This window comes from Prescottella soli, from assembly GCF_040024445.1.
GTDB classification, from domain to species: Bacteria; Actinomycetota; Actinomycetes; order Mycobacteriales; family Mycobacteriaceae; genus Prescottella; species Prescottella soli.
Genome location: NZ_CP157276.1, coordinates 1,568,722 through 1,587,468, shown reverse-complemented (window position 1 = coordinate 1,587,468; position 18,747 = coordinate 1,568,722). Strand labels below are relative to the sequence as shown.

The following is an 18,747-nucleotide window of genomic DNA, read 5'->3' as shown; positions in this document are numbered from 1 at the left end:
TTAGTGCAGCGTCACGGTGATCGCGTCGGTGAGCGATGCCGCCGCGACCACACTCGCCTGGGGAGCGGGGAGGGCGAGCATCACGACCTGGTCCCGTCGTGCTCCCGACGGTTGGTCCGGTGCCACCAGGACCACCGTCGCGGCGGACGCCAGGACGGTCGCCGCGGCCGGTCGGGACGTGCCGGCGTCGTGCGCCGCATCGACGGTGAGGACGTCCACCCGGTCGCCCTCGCGGATGAACTTCGCGAGCCCGGCGTCGGACAGGCGGACGGGCACCACGCGGGCGTCGGCGGATCCGGCGGCAGCCTCCGCGAGGCGCGGCCCGAGCAGGCGGACATCGGTGAGGATCTCCCCGCCGCGGACGGGGGAGGACACGGTGCGCCCGACCGCCGCACCGGGGTCGGCCACCGCGGCGTCGGGGAGGTCGGCGCGTGAACGGGCGACGGTGCGGACGTCGTCGGCGGTCACGACGTGACCGGGCGTCAGATCGCGCGCAGCGACGACCACCGGCTCACCGACGTCGTCGCGCTGGTCGCGGACGAACAGCACGAAGGCCGCGGCGACGAGTGTCGCCGCGGCGATCCGCCGTGCCGTGTCGGTGCGGGCCCAGCCGGGGCGTGCCAGCCGACCGAGTCGGTCGCCGATCGTCGGCGCGAGTGATCCGCTGCGGTCGGTTTCGCGGCGACGGAACAGATTGAGAGGCATGACGGGAACGCTAGGCCCGGGAGTGGAGGCCGGAACCCGTCGGAACCGTGGTTCGCAGCCCGCCTGTGGATGAACGGCGGGCTGTGGAGAACCTGCGGCGGACTAGCTGGCGGCCGCGGGGGCAGAGGCGCTCGACGACGAGCTGGAGGTCGACGAGCTCGACGTGCTGGACGAGGAGTCGCTCTTCTTCGCCGGTTCGCTCGCGGTGCTCGAACCGCCGCGGCTGTCCGTGCGGTAGAAGCCGCTGCCCTTGAAGACGATGCCGACCGAGTTGAACAGCTTGCGGAGCTTGCCGGAGCACTCCGGGCAGACGGTCAGGGTGTCGTCGGTGAACGACTGCACGATGTCGAACCGGTTGTCGCATTCGGTGCAGGCGTACGAATAGGTGGGCACTGGGGTTCCTCCGCATTGTGTAGTCAAACCGCAGGTGTTGGCACTCTACAGTCGACAGTGCCAACAGCGCGAACCAGCCGACTATTCCGACGGCAGCGAGCGGACCTGCCGATTACTCCGGATCTACTCCGGATCGCCCGCCCCCAGACGCACCAGCCCGCGGCCGGGCGTGAGGGCATGGGTCATCGCCACGTCGTGTGGATCACCCGGCAACTGCGGCACCAGTTCGCTGTCGCGGACGACAGCCACGAGCATCGCGTCGGGTCGCGCCATCCCCAGCGTGCGGTCGTAGAAGCCGGCGCCCCGGCCCAGCCGGACCCCGTGTCGGTCGACGGCCAGCGCCGGCACGAGCACCACGGTTGCGGCCGCGACCTCGGTCGACGGCAGTACCGGACCGCTCGGCTCGCGCAGCCCGTAGCCGGCCGCGACGAGGTCGTCCCGTCCGGTGAACTCGGCCCACTCGAGCGGGCCGGGCTCACCGGTGATCGGCAGCAGGACCCGGCGGCCCGCGTCGCGCAGCGCGTCGAGCATCTCCAGCGAGCCGGGCTCGCTACCGACGGGGACGTACGCGCACACCGTGGTGGCAACTTCCGGGTCCGCCGTGACCGCTGTGACCGATGTGACGAACTCGACCAGCGACTCGGCTTCTGCCCGCCTGGTCTCGGGTGGGACCGCCCGGCGTTCCCCTAGCACACGGGTCCGCCATTCCGCTTTGGTCGGCACATTCATGATCGCAACCATAGGATCGCTCCGACCGGCCGCGGGGGCCGGTGGATAGGGTGGTGAGTTATGACAGAAGCCGTCACCAATGACAACAGGTGCTTTCGGACGGCGGTCGTTCCCGCTGCAGGTATGGGAACCCGGTTCCTACCTGCGACGAAGACCGTGCCGAAGGAGTTACTCCCGGTGGTCGACACCCCCGGTATCGAATTGGTGGCGGGAGAGGCGGCCGACTCGGGGGCAAGCCGTCTGGTCATCGTGACCTCACCGGGCAAGGACGGCGTCGTCGCCCACTTCGTCGAAGACCTCGTCCTCGAGAGCAAGCTCGAAGCCAGTGGCAAGTACCACCTTCTGGAGAAGGTGCGAAAGGCCCCCGGGCTGCTCGAGGTGGAGTCCGTCGTGCAGGAACAGCCGCTGGGCCTCGGCCACGCGGTCGGCTGCGCCGAGGCGGTGCTCGACAACGACGAGGACGTGATCGCCGTACTCCTGCCCGACGACCTCGTCATGCCGCGCGGCGTGCTCGAGACGATGGCCCGCGTGCGGGCCAAGCGTGGTGGCACCGTCCTGTGCGCGATCGACGTGCCGAAGGACCAGGTCAGCGCCTACGGCGTGTTCGAGGTCGAGACCGTGCCGGACACGACCAACCCGGACGTTCTCAAGGTCACCGGCATGGTCGAGAAGCCGGCCATGGAGGACGCGCCGTCGACCTTCGCGGCAGCGGGCCGCTACCTGCTCGACCGGGCGATCTTCGACGCGCTGCGCCGGATCACCCCGGGTGCCGGTGGTGAGCTTCAGCTCACCGACGCGATCGCCCTGCTGATCGAGGAGGGTCACCCGGTTCACGTCGTCGTCCATCGCGGAACTCGACACGATCTGGGAAATCCCGGCGGCTACCTGCGCGCTGCGGTTGACTTTGCGTTGAACAGCGAGGAGTACGGCCCGTCTCTGCGTGAGTGGCTGACCGACCGTCTCCAGGAGCCGTCCGGCGAGTAGTCGCCGGTAGGTACAGGGTCGGGTCGACAGGGTCGGGAGGACGAGGAACCACATGCGCTCGGTTGAGGAGCAGCAGTCGAGAGTCACTGCTGCCGCGGTCGCGCCGCGGCCCGTCCGGGTCGCGATCTCCGAGGCACAGGGATTGCTGTGCGCCGAAGAAGTGGTGACCGAACGGCCCCTGCCGGGCTTCGACCAGGCCGCGATCGACGGATACGCCGTGCGCAGCGTCGACGTCCTCGCCGCGGGTACCGATATCCGCGGTGAGGACGGCGAGCCCACCGAGCTGACCCTGCCGGTCGTCGGCGAGGTCACGGCGGGCTCGCGGCAGCCGATTCGGCTGCAGCCGCGTCAGGCAGTGCGGGTCGACACCGGTGCGCCGTTGCCGACGTTGGCGGACGCGGTACTGCCGATGGACCGCACGGACGGCGGGCACGCCCGCGTCAAGGTCTACAAGCCGGTCCGGTCCGGCGACTACGTCCGCCGCGCCGGCGACGACGTCCAGCCGGGTGATGTCGCCGTGCGGGCCGGCACGATCATCGGTGCCGCGCAGGTGGGACTGCTCGCCGCGGTCGGCCGGGACAAGGTGCTCGTGCACCCCCGTCCGCGACTGTCGGTCATCTCCGTCGGCGGCGAACTCGTCGACGTCGACCGGACCCCCGGCCCGGGGCAGGTCTACGACGTCAACTCCTACGCGCTCGCGGCCGCGGCACGTGACGCAGGCGCCGACGTCAATCGGGTCGGCATCGCGACGATGGATCCGCGGCGCCTGCGCGAGGTGGTCGAGGGCCAGCTGATCCGCTCGGAGATCGTCGTGATCGCGGGAGCCGTCGGCGGTGGCGCCTCCGACGAGGTCCGCGATGCGCTGGCCGACCTCGGGAACCTCGAGGTGGAGCGCGTGGCGATGCATCCGGGTTCGGTACAGGGCTTCGGGCAGCTCGGACGGGACGAGGTACCGACGTTCCTGCTGCCGTCCAACCCGGTGAGCGCCCTCGTGGTGTTCGAGGTCATGGTCCGGCCGCTCATCCGTATCGCGCTGGGGCGCCGCCAGCCGATGCGCAGGATCGTCACCGCGCGGACGGTCACGCCGATAACGTCCATCGCGAACCGCAAGGGTTTCCTGCGCGGTCAGCTGATGCGCGACGAGTCGACAGGGGAGTACCTCGTCCAGGCGCTCGGCGGTGCGCCGGGCGCGTCGTCGCATCTGCTCGCGACGCTGGCCGAGGCCAACTGTCTGGTTCTCGTCGAGCCGGACGTCACCGAGATCCGTGCCGGCGAACAGGTGGAAGTCGCGTTCCTTGCGCAGCGGGGCTGAGCGCTCGATGTCGGTACACCCGGGGTGGCCCGCCCGGATCGGTCCGCTGCGCGTCGCGGCGGGGCGAGTGACGCTGCGGCCCATCCGACTGCGGGACGCCGCCGTGTGGAGCCGGCTGCGTATCGAGAACCAGGCACACCTCGAGCCGTGGGAGCCGACCGGGCAGGCGTCGTGGGCGGACCGGCACCACATCACGGCGTGGCCGGGACTGTGCTCGAGCCTGCGTTCGGAGGCCCGGAAGGGGCGGATGCTGCCGATGGCCATCGAACTGGACGGCAACTTCTGCGGCCAGATCACGGTCGGCAACATCGTGCGCGGGGCGCTGTCCTCGGCGTGGATCGGCTACTGGGTCGCCAAGGAGGTCGGCGGGCAGGGCGTCGCGACCGCGGCGCTCGGGCTCGGGTTGGACCACTGCTTCGGGCCGATGCGGCTGCACCGGGTGGAGGCCACCGTGCGGCCGGAGAACGTGGCGAGCCAGGCGGTGCTCCGACATGCGGGGTTCCGCGAGGAGGGACTGCTGCGCCGGTATCTCGACGTCGACGGCCAGTGGCGGGATCATCTGCTGGTGGCGATGACGGTCGAGGAGGTGCCGGGTTCGGTGTCCGATCGGTTGGTGCGCGAGGGGCGTGCCGACTGGGCGTAGTTCGGCCCGGTCGAGGTGTCGACGCGCGAAACGGCCCCGCCGGTGCCCGACTACCGGCGAGGCCGCTGCACAGGTCTCAGACGATGACCGGCGGTCCGTAGCTGACGACGACGTCGTCGGCGACATCCGTGGACGCGGTGAACAGCGCGTACGAGCGCACCGACACCGAACCCATCGCGTGGTTGACCTGGAGGTGGACGTCACGGAGGGTGATCGCGCACTGGGTGGACTTGCACTCCTTCTTCTGCACGGGAACCGTCGCGATGGTGCCCGGCGCGACCTGGGTCGAGAGGTTCCCCGCGAGCGGCGACTCGACGCCCAACTCGAGTGCCTGACCGTTGAAGAAATCGACGACCGGCGGGATGTTGGGGTCAGTGCTGATGTGCACGGTCTCCGCCTGTTCGGGGATGTAGAGCCCGCTCGGCGTGACGCCCGCGGTACCGGTGATCACGGCGCCGTTGGAGACGTCGGCCTGGTAGCCGATCTGGTATCCGACCTCGAGCACGCCACCGGTGATCGGGGCGCCGCCGTTGCCGCTGATCGTCGCCAGTGAGCGCCCGCTTGCGAAGAGGTCGCGGGTGAACTGGTTTCCGGACAGCGGCGGAACGCTGTTGATGGATTGGCCGGTCTGGTCGATGTGGAGGTCCCAGCCGTCGAAGCTGACGGTGTGGGCCGACGTGTCCTGCTGGGACATGACATCGGCGCCGGCCGAACCGACGGAAACCGTCAGCACGAGGGCCGCGGCTCCGGCGAGGACGGCCGTACCGGAGCGTGCGAGCTTGCGGCGAAGGAAAGACTGGTGATTCACGAGCATGGGAATTCCTCGTCTTCGTTTGTTCGCGACCGGTACAAACCGGCCTCGGGCTGTGTTGTGACGGCTCCCGCACGGGGACGTCCCGGTTGCAGTATTGGTGCTCCATCACTGGCGCGTAAGATTTTGGCGACTAGTTTTCATAAATTTGATAAACGAATGCTAACAATTCGGATTCGGTCGCGAATTTTGTCATTTTTGGTTTCGGGCGAATCGCCGGAATCGCCCCGGGCGCGTCGGTCGGGGTGCGATCCGCCCGCCGGTCGGTCGGGGCGGGCCGATGGACGCCGCCCGTGAATCTCGAGGCTGCAATTTCGTTCTCGAGGGGCGATAATCGAGTGACGGGTGTGACACCTGCGAAAGCTGAGTCGGCGCGTCTGCGAGGATGAGGCGGCCGATGGCACTACCCTGAACGGGTCAAGGGCGTCATCAGTGCTGGTAGACGAATGGGAGGAGGTCGCCGGTATGCCGAGTTCCTCGATCATCTGGATCGCGCTGGTTGCCGTCTGGCTGTTCGTCCTTGTTCCGATGCTTGTGAGCAAGCGGCCTCGAATCCGGCAGACGACGGATGCGGCGCTCGCCACTCGAGTGCTGTTCCGAGGAGGCGCGGATCGGCCGGCGCGTGGTCCCGCGGCGGGACATCGCAGTGATCCGAACTGGCATCACGGGCCGACTTCGCAGAGCAGCGACACACACGGCGACGACGACATGTACGGCACAGACTCGGAGGACCGAATGGATGTTCACGCCGACTCCGAAATGATGGATGACGAGATCGACCGCGAGCGCGGTTCCGCGCGGGAATTCGTTCCGAATCGGCGCGGTCGTGGTGGATTCGACCCTGAGGCCGATGCGCTGGCCCGGGCGGCCCGGTATCAGGTCCGGCAGCGCACCGTGCTCGGGCTCGTGTTCGCCGCGATTCTCACGGCGGCGCTCGCGGTCGCCGTCAGCGCCGTCCTGTGGTGGGCGTTCGCGCTCGCGGCATGCGGACTGGTGGGCTACATGGCGTACCTGCGCCGCCAGGTCAACCTCGAGCAGGAGATCCGTCGTCGGCGGACGGCGCGACTCGGCCGTTCCCGGCTGGGCGTCGAGTCCGACACCGACGAGGAGCTGCGGCTCGTGCCGTCGCGGCTCCGTCGACCCGGAGCCGTGGTGCTCGAGGTCGACGACGGGGACCCGGCGTTCGACCACCTTGAGCACTACGACCTCGAGGCCGAGGAGTACGGCGACGGGCGCGGCTACGACGGCTACCGCGACGATGGGATGCGGCGGGCGTCGGGAATGTGACGTCTCGAGCTGCTGAGGCACGTTGAGCGCTGGGCGCCCGATCACCACGGTGATCGGGCGCCTCCTTTTTGTGCGGAGGCGGTTGTCTGACCAGGCGATTCGTTGTCCGGGGTCATGTCCTGTTACAGTTTTCGAGCGGTCAGCGAAAGCGGGACCGTGGTTCGGGGCTGTGGCGCAGTTGGTAGCGCGCTTCGTTCGCATCGAAGAGGTCAGGGGTTCGATTCCCCTCAGCTCCACCAGCAGAAACCCTGCTCGCCGAGATCGGTGAGCAGGGTTTCTTGCTGTGTGCAGGCGTCCGGGCGGCATCGTCGTCTGTGGAACGACGCCGCCGATCAGCTGAAGAGGATCACCGGGATGCGTCCGGTGGGATCTCCGGGAGCCCTTCCGCGGCCCGCAGCTTTTCCGCGAGCGTCGTCAACAGGGCCTGTGATTCCTCGGACAGGTCGAATGCGCGGGTAGCGAGCCTGCGGAGCCCGTAGCCCTGTAGTTGGGCCAGCAACTCGAGGTCGTGGTCGACCTTCGCGGCGTAGATGTCGTTGAAGAAGTACGCCGGCTTCACCTTGAAGAACTTCGCGAAGGCCGCGACGGTCTCGTCCGACGGATTGGACCGCTGCCCCGAACGCAGCTGCGAGATGTACGGCTTCGATATCCGGTGGCCGTCGGCGATGAGGGCGTTCGCCACCTCAGCGTTCGTGTGCGGCTTCCGGCCGGGGGGATGGACGGTATCGAAGAGCTTGTTGAGCCGTGCGGCGAAGTCAGACATCGCGAAAATAGTAGCACCGGGAATAACCGGCGGGTAGCTCGTTAAGGGTGATTGGTCGACCGTTCGGAAGACGGTTTCCTCGCCCCGTTCGAGACGGTGGAACGGGGCCTTGGCGTGTGAATAACCTCGTGATAGCTCGATGCCGTGATTGTGGGTAACGATGTCGGTCCGGTGTCGCCGGAACCTGGAAAATGCGAGTGCCCGCGGGGAAACTGGGACTCATGGACCGCAGAATGAGCGACAACGAATTGCGCAGGGCGATTCGCGTGCTGCGCGAGCGGGCGGACGACGCGCGCAGCCACGGTCGTCCCGAGGACGCGGATGGGATCGAGAAGACCATCCGCGACTACCAGGACGAGATGACGCAGCGCCTGTAGAACTCGTCCCACACTTCCGGCGCCGTAGTTACTCGGCGCCGGAAGTTGTCGACCGCGGAAAGTGGCCTGCGCCACGTACACTGCCGACACGGACCGAACGGATCGGCGAAGGTGGGGGACTGCACGCGATGGCGATCAAGACGCTCGACGGTAAGAAGTGCCTGATCACCGGGGCGGCCAGTGGGATCGGCAGGGCCACCGCGATCGCCGCTGCGGCCCGCGGCGCCCACCTGTTCCTGACCGATGTCAACGAGGTCGGATTGGCGGAGACGACCGCCCTCGTCGGCGGGGCCGGCGGCACCGTCAGTTTCTCCCGGGCCCTCGACATCTCCGATTTCGAGGCGGTCACCGCCTTCGCGGACGAGATCCACGACCAGTTCGGCAGCCTCGACATCGTGATGAACGTCGCCGGAATCTCCGCCTGGGGCACCGTCGAGAATCTCGAGCACCGGCACTGGAAGTCGATGGTCGACGTCAACCTGATGGGACCGATCCACGTCATCGAGCGCTTCGTTCCGCCGATGATCGCCGCCGGACGGGGCGGGCACCTCGTGAACGTGTCCTCGGCGGCCGGCCTGTTGGCGCTGCCCTGGCACGCCGCGTACAGCGCCAGCAAGTTCGGGTTGCGCGGGATGTCCGAGGTGCTGCGGTTCGACCTCAAGCGCCACGGCATCGGGGTGAGCCTCGTCGTCCCCGGCGGAGTCCGCACGCCACTCGTGGGCACCGTGCAGATCGCCGGGGTGGACCGTTCCGATCCGCGGGTCGAGAAGCTCACCCGTCGGTTCGAGAAGCGTGCGGTCACGCCCGAGAAGGTGGCCGCCTGCATCCTCACCGGCATCGAGAAGAACCGCTTCCTGGTGTACACGTCCTCCGACGTCCGGTTCGGCTACTGGTGGGCCCGCAAGTTCGCCCCGCCGTACGAGTTCGTCATGCAGAAGGCCAACGACCAGTTCAGTAAGCTCCTGTAGCCGCCGCGGCGGGAGCCGTCGCCCTGGGCCGCAGTCGCCCGCTGTGCATCTCGTATGCCGCGTCGACGAGGTCGAGCTGGCTCAGGTCGTGGGTCACCATGACCGTCGCGACGGAGCGTTCGCGGCTCAGGTCGGCCAGCAGCGCGACGATCTCCCGGCTGCGTTCCTCGTCGAGCGCCGACGTCGGCTCGTCGACGAGCAGCACCGCGGGATCGTTCACGAGCGATCGGGCGATCGCGACCCGCTGACGCTGTCCGCCGGAGAGCTGGTTCGGGCGTCGGTCCAGCTGGCCCTCCAGCCCGAGGCTGCTCAGCAGGTCCCGGGCGCGCTGGCGGCTCTCCCGGACCGACCCGCCGTTCAGGTGGGTGATCATCTGCAGTTGCTCGGTAGCGGTGAGGGACGGCAGCAGGTTCGACTGCTGGAACACGAAGCCGAGCTTCTCGCGCCGCACGTCGGTGCGGGCCGCGCGGTCGAGGCCGGTGACGTCGGTCCCGTCGATCGTCACGGTGCCGGAGTCGGGCGAGGTCAGCAGTCCCGCGACGGCGAGGAGGCTCGACTTGCCCGAACCGGACGGGCCGGTGACGGCGACCAGTTCGCCGCGGTCCACGTGGAGGCTGACGTCGTCGAGGGCGCGCATTCGGGTGTCGCCGTCGGGGTAGGTGAGAACGATGTCGCGGAGGTCGATGCTCATGGGGTGTCCTTTCGGAAGTGGTCTGCCGGTTCAGCGGGCGGTTGCGAGCGCAGCCTGCGGGTCGATCGAGACGATGCGGGCCAGGGCGGCGGTGGCGCCCACCATGCCCATGACGATCAGCGCGACGAACGGGACGACCGTGCTGGACAGCGTCAGCATGAAAGGCACGAACTGCGACGCGATCGCGCCCAGTCCCACCGCGGCGAGGGTGCCGAGGCCGGCGCCGATCACGAGAACGATCAGCGACTGGCCGAGGGCGTCCTTGAGCAGGTACTTCGTCGACGCGCCGACGGCCTTGAGGACCGCGAGGTCCTGGCTGCGCTGGATGGTCCAGACGGTGAAGAACGCGCCGACCACCAGGGCGCTGACGGTCATCAGCATCACCTGCATGAGCAGCAGCGACCCGCGCTCGGACGTGTAGGAGCCGATCGCGTTGAGGGCGCCCTTCTCGTCGGTGATCGACGTGTTGGTGGCCGCGGCGGCGCCGTCGACGTCGAATCCGCCCGACGTGCGCAGCGCGATCACGGTGCCGTCGCTGCCGCCGGCGGACGGCAGCTGCGTCCACATCTCGTGGTCGATCCACACCACCGGCTGGTGGCTGTACAAGGAGTCGTTCACGAGCGAGGTGATGGTGAACGTCTGTGTGCCGATGGTGATTCGGCTGCCGACGTCCCATCCGTTGTCCTTCGCGAGGTCGCCGTCGACTGCGGCCGACCCGGCGTCGAGAGGGACGGGGGCGGCGAAGGAGTGGCCGTCCACACCGAACGCCGACGCGGCCACTTCCCGGCCGTCCGTGCTGATCCGGACCGGTGCGATCCCGATGATGGCGGCCTCGTCGACACCGGCGGTCGCGGCCAGGGCGTCACGCTGCTGTTCGGTGACGGTCGACTCACCGAACGACAGCGACTGACCCTCGGCGGGCTCGCCGAACGCAAAGTTGTCCGCGCCGAGGTGCTGCACGGCGGCGATCGACTGGTTACCCAGTCCCGCGGTCAGCCCCGACAGCATGACGACCATCAGGGAGATCAGGAACAAGGCCGAGCTCATGAGAGCGAATCGGCCCTTGGCGAAGCGGAGATCTCGAATACTGAGGAACATGTCATCCACCTTCGCGTGGAGTGAGGGGTCGGGGCATCGCACATCGGTTGACATCCTCGGTCCATCGAAAGTTGGAGATGGCCGTCCGAGGCGGCGTACGCTGCGTCGACGGTGTTAGCGTGAGTGAAATGCAGACCTCTGACGCTTACCACCCGGGCGGTGTCGCCCCGGTGCTGCGCGCCATGCGGATCGGCGCGCACCTCCTGTTCGTGATCCTGCTCGCGGTCGGCGTCGGACGTGTCATCGCCTCGCTGGGTCTCCATGGCTGGTGGATCGTGGCGCTCGCGGTCGCCGAACTCGGGTGGTACGTGTGCGGCGTCTTCTTCGTCGAGCGCGGTCGGGGCGGCGGCAAGGCGGACAAGGCGTCGGGGCGGGTGTGGCTCGCGATCCTCGTTCTCGGCTGGCTGGTGCTGGTGGCCTCGAACCCCGACTTCGTGTGGCTCTCGTTCGCGCTGTTCTTCCTGTGTTTCCATCTGCTGTCGATCCCGCAGGCGCTCGGCGCGACGGCGGCGCTGACGGCGGTGTCGATCGGGGCGAGCCTGTGGCACGGTGTGTCCAACACGATGGCGTCCATCCTGGGGCCGCTGATCGGAGCGGCGGTCGCCGCCGGCATGGCGATGGTGTACGAGCAGTTGGTTCGCGAGGCGAGGGAGCGGCAGGTGTTGGTCGACGAGCTCACCGAGGCTCATCGTGAACTACTCGGGGCGCAGGACGAACTGGTTGCGCTGCAACGGGAATCCGGTGCGCTCTCCGAGCGTTCGCGGCTGGCCCGCGACATCCACGACACCCTCGCGCAGGGGTTCTCGTCGATTCTGCTGCTGGCTCGCGCGGGTCTGCGCGGCACCGAGACCGGGTCGATCTTCACGCAGATCGCCGACACGGCGCAGCAGAATCTCGTCGAGGCCCGTCGGGTGGTGGCCGCGCTCGCGCCCGCCGACCTCGAGTCGGCGCCGCTCGAATCGGCGCTGCGCCGACTGCTCGACCAACTGTCCGACCAGACCGGCATCACCAGCGAACTGGTCACGGATGGCGCGCAGGCAGCACTCTCGATGGACTACGACGTTGCCCTGCTGCGGGTCGCGCAGAGCGCGCTCGCGAACGTGCGTCTGCACTCGCAGGCCCAGCGGGTCCGGGTGACCCTGAGCTATGCCGGCGACGAGGTCCGCCTCGACATCGTCGACGACGGTGTCGGGTTCGATCAGCGCGAGGCCGGCGGGTTCGGCCTGCGCGCGATGCGGGATCGGCTCGCCGAACTCGGCGGCACGCTGGTCGTCGAGTCCGCCCCCGGTGACGGAACAGCCGTTGCGGCAACACTTCCCGTCGGGAGGCCGATGTGAGCGCGGTGCGGGTCCTGCTCGTCGACGACCATCCGGTGGTGCGCGCCGGGCTGCGCGCGTTGCTGGCGTCGCACGACGGGGTCGAGGTGGTGGCCGAGGCGTCGTCGGGCGAGGAGGCGGTGGCGTTCGCGGCGACCGCGAAACCCGATGTGGTGCTGATGGATCTGCGGCTCGGTGCCGGCATCGACGGAGCCGGTGCGACCGCGCAGATCACCGCGATGCCCGAGCCGCCACGGGTCGTGGTGCTCACGACGTACGACACCGATGCCGACATCCTGCGGGCGGTGGAGGCGGGCGCGTCAGGCTACCTGCTCAAGGACACCGCCCCGCAGGTGCTGATCGATTCGGTGTTCGCCGCGGCGCGCGGTGAGACCGTGCTCGATCCGGACGTGGCGCAGCGGCTGTACCGGCGGATGCAGCAGCCTCGCGCCGACCTGAGTGCGCGCGAGGTCGAGGTGCTCGGGCTCGTGGCGCAAGGGCTGTCCAACCGGGCAATCGCGAAGCAGCTGTTCGTCAGCGAGGCCACCGTCAAGTCACATCTGGTGCACGCGTTCACGAAACTCGGCGTCGACAGCCGCACGGCGGCCGTCGCGGCGGCTCGCGAACGGGGCCTGATCACCTGATCGGTCCGGTACCGTCGGCGGCATGCCGAAGCGTTTCGAGTTCTCGGCCGAGTTCGATCATCCCGTCGAACGGGTGCACGCGCTGCTCACCGACGAGGACTATTGGCGCTCGCGCGTGCCGGCGGGATCGCGGGCGGCGGTGCACGTCGGCGAGCAGGCGGACGGCGACGGACTTCCGGTCGTGACGGTCACGATGACCGAAACGGTCGACCCGGACAGCTTTCCGGCATTGGTGCGCAAGGTGATTCGCGGCGAGATGCGGATGGAGCGGACCGACGCGTGGCGGCCCGTCGACGACGGCCGGGCGGCCGGGCGGGTCACCGGACGCTCCACCGGCATCCCCGTCGCGATCGACGGGGAGTACGCGCTGCGGCCCAACGGAGCCGGGTCGGTGCTCGACGTGCGTGGCACGATCACCGTCCGCGTCCCGCTGGTCGGCGGGCAGATCGAACTGCTGGCGCGGCAGATGGTGTCCCAGATGGTGGAGCGGGACCGCGTCGAGGCGCAGCGCCGCCTCGACGGCGACGGGGCGTGACGTCGACGTCAGTCCAGCTCGACGTCGATGACGCGGGCGCCCGGGCCCTCGCTGCCGAGCTCGTCGTGCGGGTTGGCCAGCGTGCAGCTTGCGAGCGAGAGGCACCCGCAGCCGATGCAGTTGGTGAGGTCGTCGCGCAGCCGGACCAATTGCTCGATGCGCTGGTCGAGGTCGGCGTGCCAGCGACTCGACAGGCGCGCCCAGTCGTTGCGGGTGGGTGTGCGGCCGTCGGGCAGGGTCGAGAGGGCGTCGCGGATCTCGGCGAGCGGGATGCCGACGCGCTGCGACAGCCGGATGAACGCGACCCGGCGGAGGACGTCCCGCTTGTAGCGGCGCTGGTTGCCACTGGTGCGACGGCTCGAGATCAGGCCCTCGCGTTCGTAGAAGTGCAGCGCCGACACCGCCACCCCGCTGCGCTCGGACAGTTGTCCGGGGGTGAGCTCCTTGGTGTTCCAGTCCGGCTTGTCCACCGTGTCCGCCTTTCCCGAGCCGACAACCTCGACAATAGTCGAGGATTGTGAGGTGCCGTCCGCCGTGCGCGGGACTACCGTTTACGCATGAGCGTGCGGGAGACCTCCGGGCTCGGCGTCGACACCGAGGTGGGGACGTTGCGGTCGGTGCTGCTCCATCGCCCCGGCGACGAGCTCCGGCGTCTCACACCCCGCAACAACGATCAACTCCTGTTCGACGGGCTGCCGTGGGTGGACCGTGCGCAGGACGAGCACGACGCGTTCGCCGACGTGCTGCGCCGCCACGGTGTCGAGGTGCTGCTGTTGGCGGACGTGCTCACCGAAACCCTGACGACCAGCGGCGCGGCGCGCATGCAGGGCATCGCGGCTGCGGTCGACCCGCGCAAGCTCGGGCACGCGCTCGCCCAGGATCTGGCCGCGCATCTGCGCGGTGTCCCGGCCGACGAGCTGGCCACGATTCTCACCTCGGGGATGACGTTCGACGAGTTGCCGATCGGCACGGGTGCCGCGACGCCCTCGCTGGTGCGGTTGATGCACCACGGCGGCGACTTCGTCATCGACCCGCTGCCGAATCTGCTCTTCACGCGGGATTCGTCGTTCTGGGTCGGCGGCCGCGTCGCGATCACGTCGCTCGCGTTGCCGGCGCGGGTGCGCGAGGCGTCGCTGACCGACCTGATCTACGCGCACCATCCGCGATTCCGCGGGGTGCGGCGGGCGTACGAGTCGCACACGGCGCCGGTCGAGGGTGGCGACGTGCTCCTCCTCGCGCCCGGCGTGATCGCGGTGGGGGTGGGGGAGCGGACCACGCCGGCGGGGGCGGAAGCGTTGGCGCGCAGCGTCTTCGAGGACGGTCTCGCGCACACGGTGCTCGCGGTGCCGATCGAGCAGCGACGCGCGTCGATGCATCTCGACACGGTGCTGACCATGGTGGACTCGGATGCCGTGGTGATGTATCCGGCGGTGCGGGACACCCTGTCGGCGTACACGATTCGACGTGAGGACGGGCTCGTATGTATCGGTGGGCCGGAGCCGTTCCTCGAGGCGGCCGCGGCGGCGATGGGCATCGGCAAGCTCCGGGTGATCGACACCGGACTCGACCACGTCACCGCCGAACGCGAGCAGTGGGACGACGGCAACAACACCCTCGCGCTGGCGCCGGGTGTCGTGGTGGCCTACGAGCGCAACGTCGAGACGAACGCCCGGATGGAGGCGTCGGGCATCGAGGTGCTGCGTATCTCCGGGTCGGAGCTGGGGTCCGGCCGGGGCGGACCGCGGTGCATGTCGTGTCCACTTGCCCGCGATCCGCTGGCCTGACCGGCGAACTACAGGATCTCGCGCACCTTCTCGTAGGGGCGTGCCAGGACGGTGCCACGGTCGGTCACCACGATCGGGCGTTCGATCAGGATCGGGTTGGCGACCATCGCGTCGAGCAGTTCATCCTCCGACGCCGTCGCGAGCCCGAGCTCCTTGAAGAGGGCCTCCTTCTTGCGGATCGCCTCGCTGGGGCGCAGACCCGCGTCGTCGAGGAGCTTGCGCAGTCCGTCGTGCGACGGCGGCGTCTCGAGGTACTTGACGACCGTGGGCTCGATGCCGGCGTCCTCGATGAGCTTCAGGGTGTTCCGCGATGTGCTGCAGCGCGGGTTGTGATAGATCGTTGCGGTTTTCGCGGAGTCGTTCATGCCTGCCATGTCAGTCATTGTGCACGGGGACAATGACGGATAGCGGGTACGTCATGTCGGATCCAATGTGAGGAGCACACCATGACCGATCGACGCGTCGTCATCGCCGGCGGGCACGGCAAGATCGCCCGGCAACTGATCAAGCAGCTCACCGCCTCGGGGGACCGGGCGGTGGCACTCATCCGCAACCCTGACCACGAAGGTCCGGTGCGCGCGCTTGGCGCGCTTCCGCAGATCGTGGATCTGGAACACGCCACCGTCGACGAGGTTGCGGAGCTGCTCCACGGGGCCGATGCCGTGGTGTTCGCGGCCGGAGCCGGCCCGGGGAGCGGTGTCGCCCGCAAGGACACCGTCGACCGCGGCGCGGCGGTGCTCATGGCCGACGCGGCCGAGCGGGCCGGGATTCGGCGGTTCGTGCAGGTCAGCTCGTTCGGCGCGGGCGAGCCCGTTCCGCCGGGCACCGACGAGGTGTTCGCCGCGTACCTGGTCGCCAAGTCGGCGGCCGAGGAGGATCTGCGCGGGCGCGACGGCCTGGACTGGACGATCGTGCGGCCCGGCGGGCTCACCGACGACGACCCGACCGGGGAGGTGGCACTGACCGAGCCGCCGCTCGCGCGCGGCACGGTGTCGCGCGCCGATGTCGCGGCGGTGATCGCGGCCCTGCTCCGATCCGGTCACGACGGCGGTAAGCCTCGGGCGGTCGGCCGCACATTGATGCTGACGGAAGGCTCGATTCCGATCCAGGACGCCGTCGCCGCGTTACCGTGAGTTCACGGGCCGGATCAGCGGACGACGAAACGGGGACGCCGGTGGAGATCGAGATCGACCACGATGCTGCGACGCCGCCGTTCGAGCAGTTGCGGGTGCGCATCCTCGAACTCGTTCGCAACGAGGAGCTGGTCGCGGGCACCAAGATCCCGACCGTGCGCAAGCTGGCCGCCGATCTGGGGATCGCGCCCAACACGGTGGCGCGCACGTATCGCGAACTCGAACAGCTCGGGGTGATCGAGACTCGCGGCCGGCTCGGTTCGTTCGTCGCGGCCTCCGGCGACCCGACGCGGACGAAGGCGCAGCAGGCCGCGACGGAGTACGTGGCGACGGTTCGTCGGCTGGGGATGTCCGACGAGGATGCGGCGGCCTTCGTCGCGACCGCGCTCAAGGGAGCCTGAGCGTTTGGTTGACGCTTCAACTTAAACGTGCCACAGTGGGATCATCCGATGGCGCGCCTCCGCGCGTCCGATCCCATCCTGAGGACTCCCATGAACTCCACGGCATTCCGTGACGCCACCCTGCTCATCGCCCGCGTCGGTATCGGCGTCATCTTCATCGCCCACGGTTGGCAGAAGTTCTTCGACTGGGGAATCGACGGCACCCAGGCTGCGTTCGCCGGCATGGACATCCCGCTCGCCGACGTCTCGGCCATCGCCGCAGCCACCATCGAACTGGTCGGCGGTATCGCCCTGCTCATCGGGTTCGCCACCCGCGTCGCCGGTGTCCTGCTGTTCCTGGACATGCTGGGCGCGTTCTTCCTCGTCCATGTCGGCAACGGCATCTTCGTCGGTGACGGCGGCTACGAGCTGGTCCTCGCCCTCGGTGTCGCCTCGCTGCTGATCGCGGGCGTCGGCGCCGGACGGGTCAGCGTCGACGCCTTCGTCGGCAAGAACTCCCGCATCCTGTCCGCGGCGTAACCGAGCCCCGACCAGGCCGTATGCGAGGACCCGGACGCCGCCACGAGCGTTCGGGTGCTTGCTTTTGCCCGGGAAGATGAGCAGCGTGTGAAGAATGGCAGGCACGCGCGAGCTGTCCGGGACCGATCGTGTGGTGTTCGGTGTCGCCGCGGGTGCAGTCGCTGCCATCGTCGTGTGGGGACTGGCCGCGCCCGACAACCTCCAGTCGGTCACCGCGGACATGCTCGACTGGCTGGTCACGAACATGGGCTGGCTGTTCATCATCGCCGCCTCCAGCTTCGTGGTCTTCGCGCTGTGGCTCGCGGCGAGCCGCTACGGCCGGGTCCCGCTCGGCAAGGACGGTGAGAAACCCGAATTCAGCACCGTCAGTTGGATCGCGATGATGTTCAGTGCCGGCATGGGCATCGGGCTGATGTTCTTCGGCGTCGCCGAACCCCTCGCGCACTTCGTGACGCCGCCACCCGGCACCAGCGGCGGTATCGGAACGGCCATGGCCACCACCATGTTCCACTGGAGCCTGCACCCGTGGTCGATCTATGCGGTGATGGGGCTGGCGATCGCCTACGGCACCTACCGGCGAGGGCGACCGCAGCTGATCAGCGCGGCCTTCTTCCCGCTCCTCGGGCGGCGCAGTGAGGGCCCGATCGGCCGAGTCATCGACATCCTCGCGATCTTCGCGACGATGTTCGGCACCGTCGCGTCCCTCGGACTCGGTGCGCTGCAGATCGGCTCCGGACTCGAGGTTGTCGGCTGGATCGGTGAGGTGGGCACCCTCCTGCTCGTCGCGGTCGTCGCGATCCTCACCCTCGCGTTCGTCGCGTCCGCGGTGTCCGGAGTGGCCAAGGGCATCCAGTGGCTCTCGAACATCAACATGGTGCTCGCGCTCATCCTCGCCGTGTTCGTCTTCGTGCTCGGGCCCACCGTGTTCATCCTCGACCTCGTGCCGACCACGATCGGCAACTACGCGGCCGACCTGGCGACGATGTCGGCGCGGACGGCGGCGTCGAGCAACCCGGCCACTGGAGAATGGTTGTCGAAGTGGACGATCTTCTACTGGGCCTGGTGGATCTCGTGGGCCCCGTTCGTCGGGATGTTCCTCGCCCGGATCAGCCGGGGCCGCACCATCCGGCAGTTCGTGGTCGGGGTCATCCTGATCCCGAGCCTGGTGAGCCTGCTCTGGTTCTCGGTGTTCGGCGGCGCCGGCATCAACGAGCAACAGCAGGGCATCGACCTCGCCGGCCGCGACACCACCGAGAGTCAGTTGTTCGGCATGCTCGAGCACCTGCCGCTGTTCGGGGTCTCCACCGTCATCGTGATGTTGCTCGTCGCGATCTTCTTCGTCTCCGGCGCCGACTCCGCCTCCATGGTGATGGGGACCCTGTCGCAGCGCGGGGCACGCGCGCCCGCCCGGTGGGCGGTCGTCTTCTGGGGCCTGCTCACCGGCGGCGTCGCGGCCCTGATCCTGTGGACCGGCGGTGCCGACGCGCTCACCGGACTGCAGACCATGACGATCATCGCGGCCGCGCCGTTCGTGATCGTGATGATCGGCCTGTGCATCTCGCTGTACCGGGATCTGTCGCGTGACCCGATGATTCTCGCCGAGCGCAAGGAACGACGACTGTCGGTGCGGGCCCGGAGCCGCTGGACGTGACGC

23 protein-coding genes and 1 tRNA gene are annotated in these 18,747 nt (G+C 68.9%); 15 read left to right on the top strand and 9 right to left on the bottom strand.

What is annotated here, in order from left to right; translation table 11 throughout:
• The 3 genes from ABI214_RS07405 to ABI214_RS07395 all read right to left on the bottom strand — a co-directional run bounded on the left by ABI214_RS07405 (position 1) and on the right by ABI214_RS07395 (position 1,827).
• Positions 1-705 (bottom strand): SAF domain-containing protein, encoded by a 705-nt coding sequence (locus ABI214_RS07405; protein WP_348608070.1) that lies wholly within the window; start codon positions 703-705, stop codon positions 1-3.
• 102 nt (positions 706-807) lie between these two features.
• Positions 808-1,098: an FmdB family zinc ribbon protein gene (locus tag ABI214_RS07400; protein ID WP_348608067.1), complete on the bottom strand. Its 291-nt coding sequence runs from the start codon at positions 1,096-1,098 to the stop codon at positions 808-810.
• A 123-nt stretch (positions 1,099-1,221) separates the two neighbouring features.
• Positions 1,222-1,827 (bottom strand): 5-formyltetrahydrofolate cyclo-ligase, encoded by a 606-nt coding sequence (locus ABI214_RS07395; RefSeq protein ID WP_348608064.1) that lies wholly within the window; start codon positions 1,825-1,827, stop codon positions 1,222-1,224.
• A gap of 60 nt (positions 1,828-1,887) precedes the next feature.
• On the opposite strand from ABI214_RS07395, the gene ABI214_RS07390 reads away from it, so the two are divergent.
• From ABI214_RS07390 to ABI214_RS07380, 3 genes are read left to right on the top strand one after another with little or no spacing between them, the layout of a single operon-like run.
• The gene (locus tag ABI214_RS07390) at positions 1,888-2,811 is read left to right on the top strand and encodes a UTP--glucose-1-phosphate uridylyltransferase (RefSeq protein ID WP_348608061.1); all 924 of its coding nucleotides are present in this window, start codon (positions 1,888-1,890) and stop codon (positions 2,809-2,811) included.
• A 52-nt stretch (positions 2,812-2,863) separates the two neighbouring features.
• Positions 2,864-4,123, top strand: coding sequence for a molybdotransferase-like divisome protein Glp (glp, locus tag ABI214_RS07385; RefSeq protein ID WP_348608058.1), 1,260 nt, complete (start codon positions 2,864-2,866; stop codon positions 4,121-4,123).
• A gap of 7 nt (positions 4,124-4,130) precedes the next feature.
• Positions 4,131-4,766, top strand: coding sequence for a GNAT family N-acetyltransferase (locus tag ABI214_RS07380; RefSeq protein ID WP_348608055.1), 636 nt, complete (start codon positions 4,131-4,133; stop codon positions 4,764-4,766).
• A 76-nt stretch (positions 4,767-4,842) separates the two neighbouring features.
• Here the strand turns inward: ABI214_RS07380 and ABI214_RS07375 are convergent, their stop codons facing one another.
• Positions 4,843-5,574 carry an MspA family porin gene (locus ABI214_RS07375; RefSeq protein WP_348608052.1) on the bottom strand — a complete coding sequence of 244 codons (732 nt, stop codon included), beginning with the start codon at positions 5,572-5,574 and terminating at the stop codon, positions 4,843-4,845.
• Positions 5,575-6,042: 468 nt separating this feature from the next.
• Between ABI214_RS07375 and sepX the strand changes: the two genes are divergently transcribed.
• Together sepX and ABI214_RS07365 are read left to right on the top strand one after the other, a co-directional pair.
• Positions 6,043-6,864, top strand: a complete 822-nt coding sequence (gene sepX / locus ABI214_RS07370; RefSeq protein WP_348608049.1) for a divisome protein SepX/GlpR — start codon at positions 6,043-6,045, stop codon at positions 6,862-6,864.
• A 163-nt stretch (positions 6,865-7,027) separates the two neighbouring features.
• Positions 7,028-7,103 (top strand) — tRNA-Ala (locus ABI214_RS07365).
• Between the two features lie 107 nt (positions 7,104-7,210).
• Here the strand turns inward: ABI214_RS07365 and ABI214_RS07360 are convergent.
• The gene (locus ABI214_RS07360) at positions 7,211-7,627 is read right to left on the bottom strand and encodes a helix-turn-helix domain-containing protein (RefSeq protein ID WP_348608046.1); all 417 of its coding nucleotides are present in this window, start codon (positions 7,625-7,627) and stop codon (positions 7,211-7,213) included.
• Positions 7,628-7,860: 233 nt separating this feature from the next.
• On the opposite strand from ABI214_RS07360, the gene ABI214_RS07355 reads away from it, so the two are divergent.
• Together ABI214_RS07355 and ABI214_RS07350 are read left to right on the top strand one after the other, a co-directional pair.
• Complete coding sequence (locus ABI214_RS07355) at positions 7,861-8,004, top strand: hypothetical protein (RefSeq protein ID WP_164877481.1); 144 nt, start codon at positions 7,861-7,863, stop codon at positions 8,002-8,004.
• A 128-nt stretch (positions 8,005-8,132) separates the two neighbouring features.
• The gene (locus ABI214_RS07350) at positions 8,133-8,972 is read left to right on the top strand and encodes an SDR family oxidoreductase (RefSeq protein WP_348608043.1); all 840 of its coding nucleotides are present in this window, start codon (positions 8,133-8,135) and stop codon (positions 8,970-8,972) included.
• Here the strand turns inward: ABI214_RS07350 and ABI214_RS07345 are convergent.
• Together ABI214_RS07345 and ABI214_RS07340 are read right to left on the bottom strand one after the other, a co-directional pair.
• Positions 8,956-9,663, bottom strand: a complete 708-nt coding sequence (locus tag ABI214_RS07345) for an ABC transporter ATP-binding protein (protein WP_348608040.1) — start codon at positions 9,661-9,663, stop codon at positions 8,956-8,958. The genes ABI214_RS07350 and ABI214_RS07345 overlap by 17 nt on opposite strands.
• A gap of 30 nt (positions 9,664-9,693) precedes the next feature.
• Positions 9,694-10,761: an ABC transporter permease gene (locus ABI214_RS07340; RefSeq protein ID WP_348608037.1), complete on the bottom strand. Its 1,068-nt coding sequence runs from the start codon at positions 10,759-10,761 to the stop codon at positions 9,694-9,696.
• 128 nt (positions 10,762-10,889) lie between these two features.
• On the opposite strand from ABI214_RS07340, the gene ABI214_RS07335 reads away from it, so the two are divergent.
• Genes ABI214_RS07335 through ABI214_RS07325 form a run of 3 tightly spaced genes read left to right on the top strand, consistent with a single transcriptional unit; the run spans position 10,890 to position 13,256 of the window.
• Positions 10,890-12,098 carry a sensor histidine kinase gene (locus ABI214_RS07335; protein WP_348608034.1) on the top strand — a complete coding sequence of 403 codons (1,209 nt, stop codon included), beginning with the start codon at positions 10,890-10,892 and terminating at the stop codon, positions 12,096-12,098.
• Entirely contained in the window at positions 12,095-12,721 is a 627-nt protein-coding gene (locus ABI214_RS07330) for a response regulator transcription factor (protein ID WP_348608031.1), read from the top strand. The genes ABI214_RS07335 and ABI214_RS07330 overlap by 4 nt, the downstream gene beginning before the upstream one ends.
• Positions 12,722-12,743: 22 nt before the next feature.
• On the top strand, positions 12,744-13,256 hold the full coding sequence (locus ABI214_RS07325; RefSeq protein WP_348608028.1) for a DUF2505 domain-containing protein: 513 nt from the start codon (positions 12,744-12,746) through the stop codon (positions 13,254-13,256).
• Between the two features lie 8 nt (positions 13,257-13,264).
• Here the strand turns inward: ABI214_RS07325 and soxR are convergent, their stop codons facing one another.
• On the bottom strand, positions 13,265-13,726 hold the full coding sequence (gene soxR, locus ABI214_RS07320; protein WP_348608025.1) for a redox-sensitive transcriptional activator SoxR: 462 nt from the start codon (positions 13,724-13,726) through the stop codon (positions 13,265-13,267).
• A gap of 87 nt (positions 13,727-13,813) precedes the next feature.
• On the opposite strand from soxR, the gene ABI214_RS07315 reads away from it, so the two are divergent.
• Positions 13,814-15,040, top strand: a complete 1,227-nt coding sequence (locus ABI214_RS07315) for an arginine deiminase (protein ID WP_348608023.1) — start codon at positions 13,814-13,816, stop codon at positions 15,038-15,040.
• An 8-nt stretch (positions 15,041-15,048) separates the two neighbouring features.
• Here ABI214_RS07315 and arsC read toward each other — a convergent pair whose 3' ends face one another.
• Positions 15,049-15,405, bottom strand: a complete 357-nt coding sequence (arsC, locus tag ABI214_RS07310; RefSeq protein WP_348611384.1) for an arsenate reductase (glutaredoxin) — start codon at positions 15,403-15,405, stop codon at positions 15,049-15,051.
• An 81-nt stretch (positions 15,406-15,486) separates the two neighbouring features.
• Between arsC and ABI214_RS07305 the strand changes: the two genes are divergently transcribed.
• The 4 genes from ABI214_RS07305 (at position 15,487) to ABI214_RS07290 (ending at position 18,744) form a co-directional block, all read left to right on the top strand.
• Positions 15,487-16,173: an NAD(P)-binding oxidoreductase gene (locus tag ABI214_RS07305; RefSeq protein ID WP_348608020.1), complete on the top strand. Its 687-nt coding sequence runs from the start codon at positions 15,487-15,489 to the stop codon at positions 16,171-16,173.
• Positions 16,174-16,214: 41 nt separating this feature from the next.
• Entirely contained in the window at positions 16,215-16,574 is a 360-nt protein-coding gene (locus tag ABI214_RS07300) for a GntR family transcriptional regulator (RefSeq protein ID WP_280762678.1), read from the top strand.
• A gap of 90 nt (positions 16,575-16,664) precedes the next feature.
• The gene (locus ABI214_RS07295) at positions 16,665-17,093 is read left to right on the top strand and encodes a DoxX family protein (protein WP_348608015.1); all 429 of its coding nucleotides are present in this window, start codon (positions 16,665-16,667) and stop codon (positions 17,091-17,093) included.
• A 94-nt stretch (positions 17,094-17,187) separates the two neighbouring features.
• Positions 17,188-18,744 (top strand): BCCT family transporter, encoded by a 1,557-nt coding sequence (locus ABI214_RS07290; protein WP_348608012.1) that lies wholly within the window; start codon positions 17,188-17,190, stop codon positions 18,742-18,744.
• Positions 18,745-18,747 lie beyond the last annotated feature (3 nt).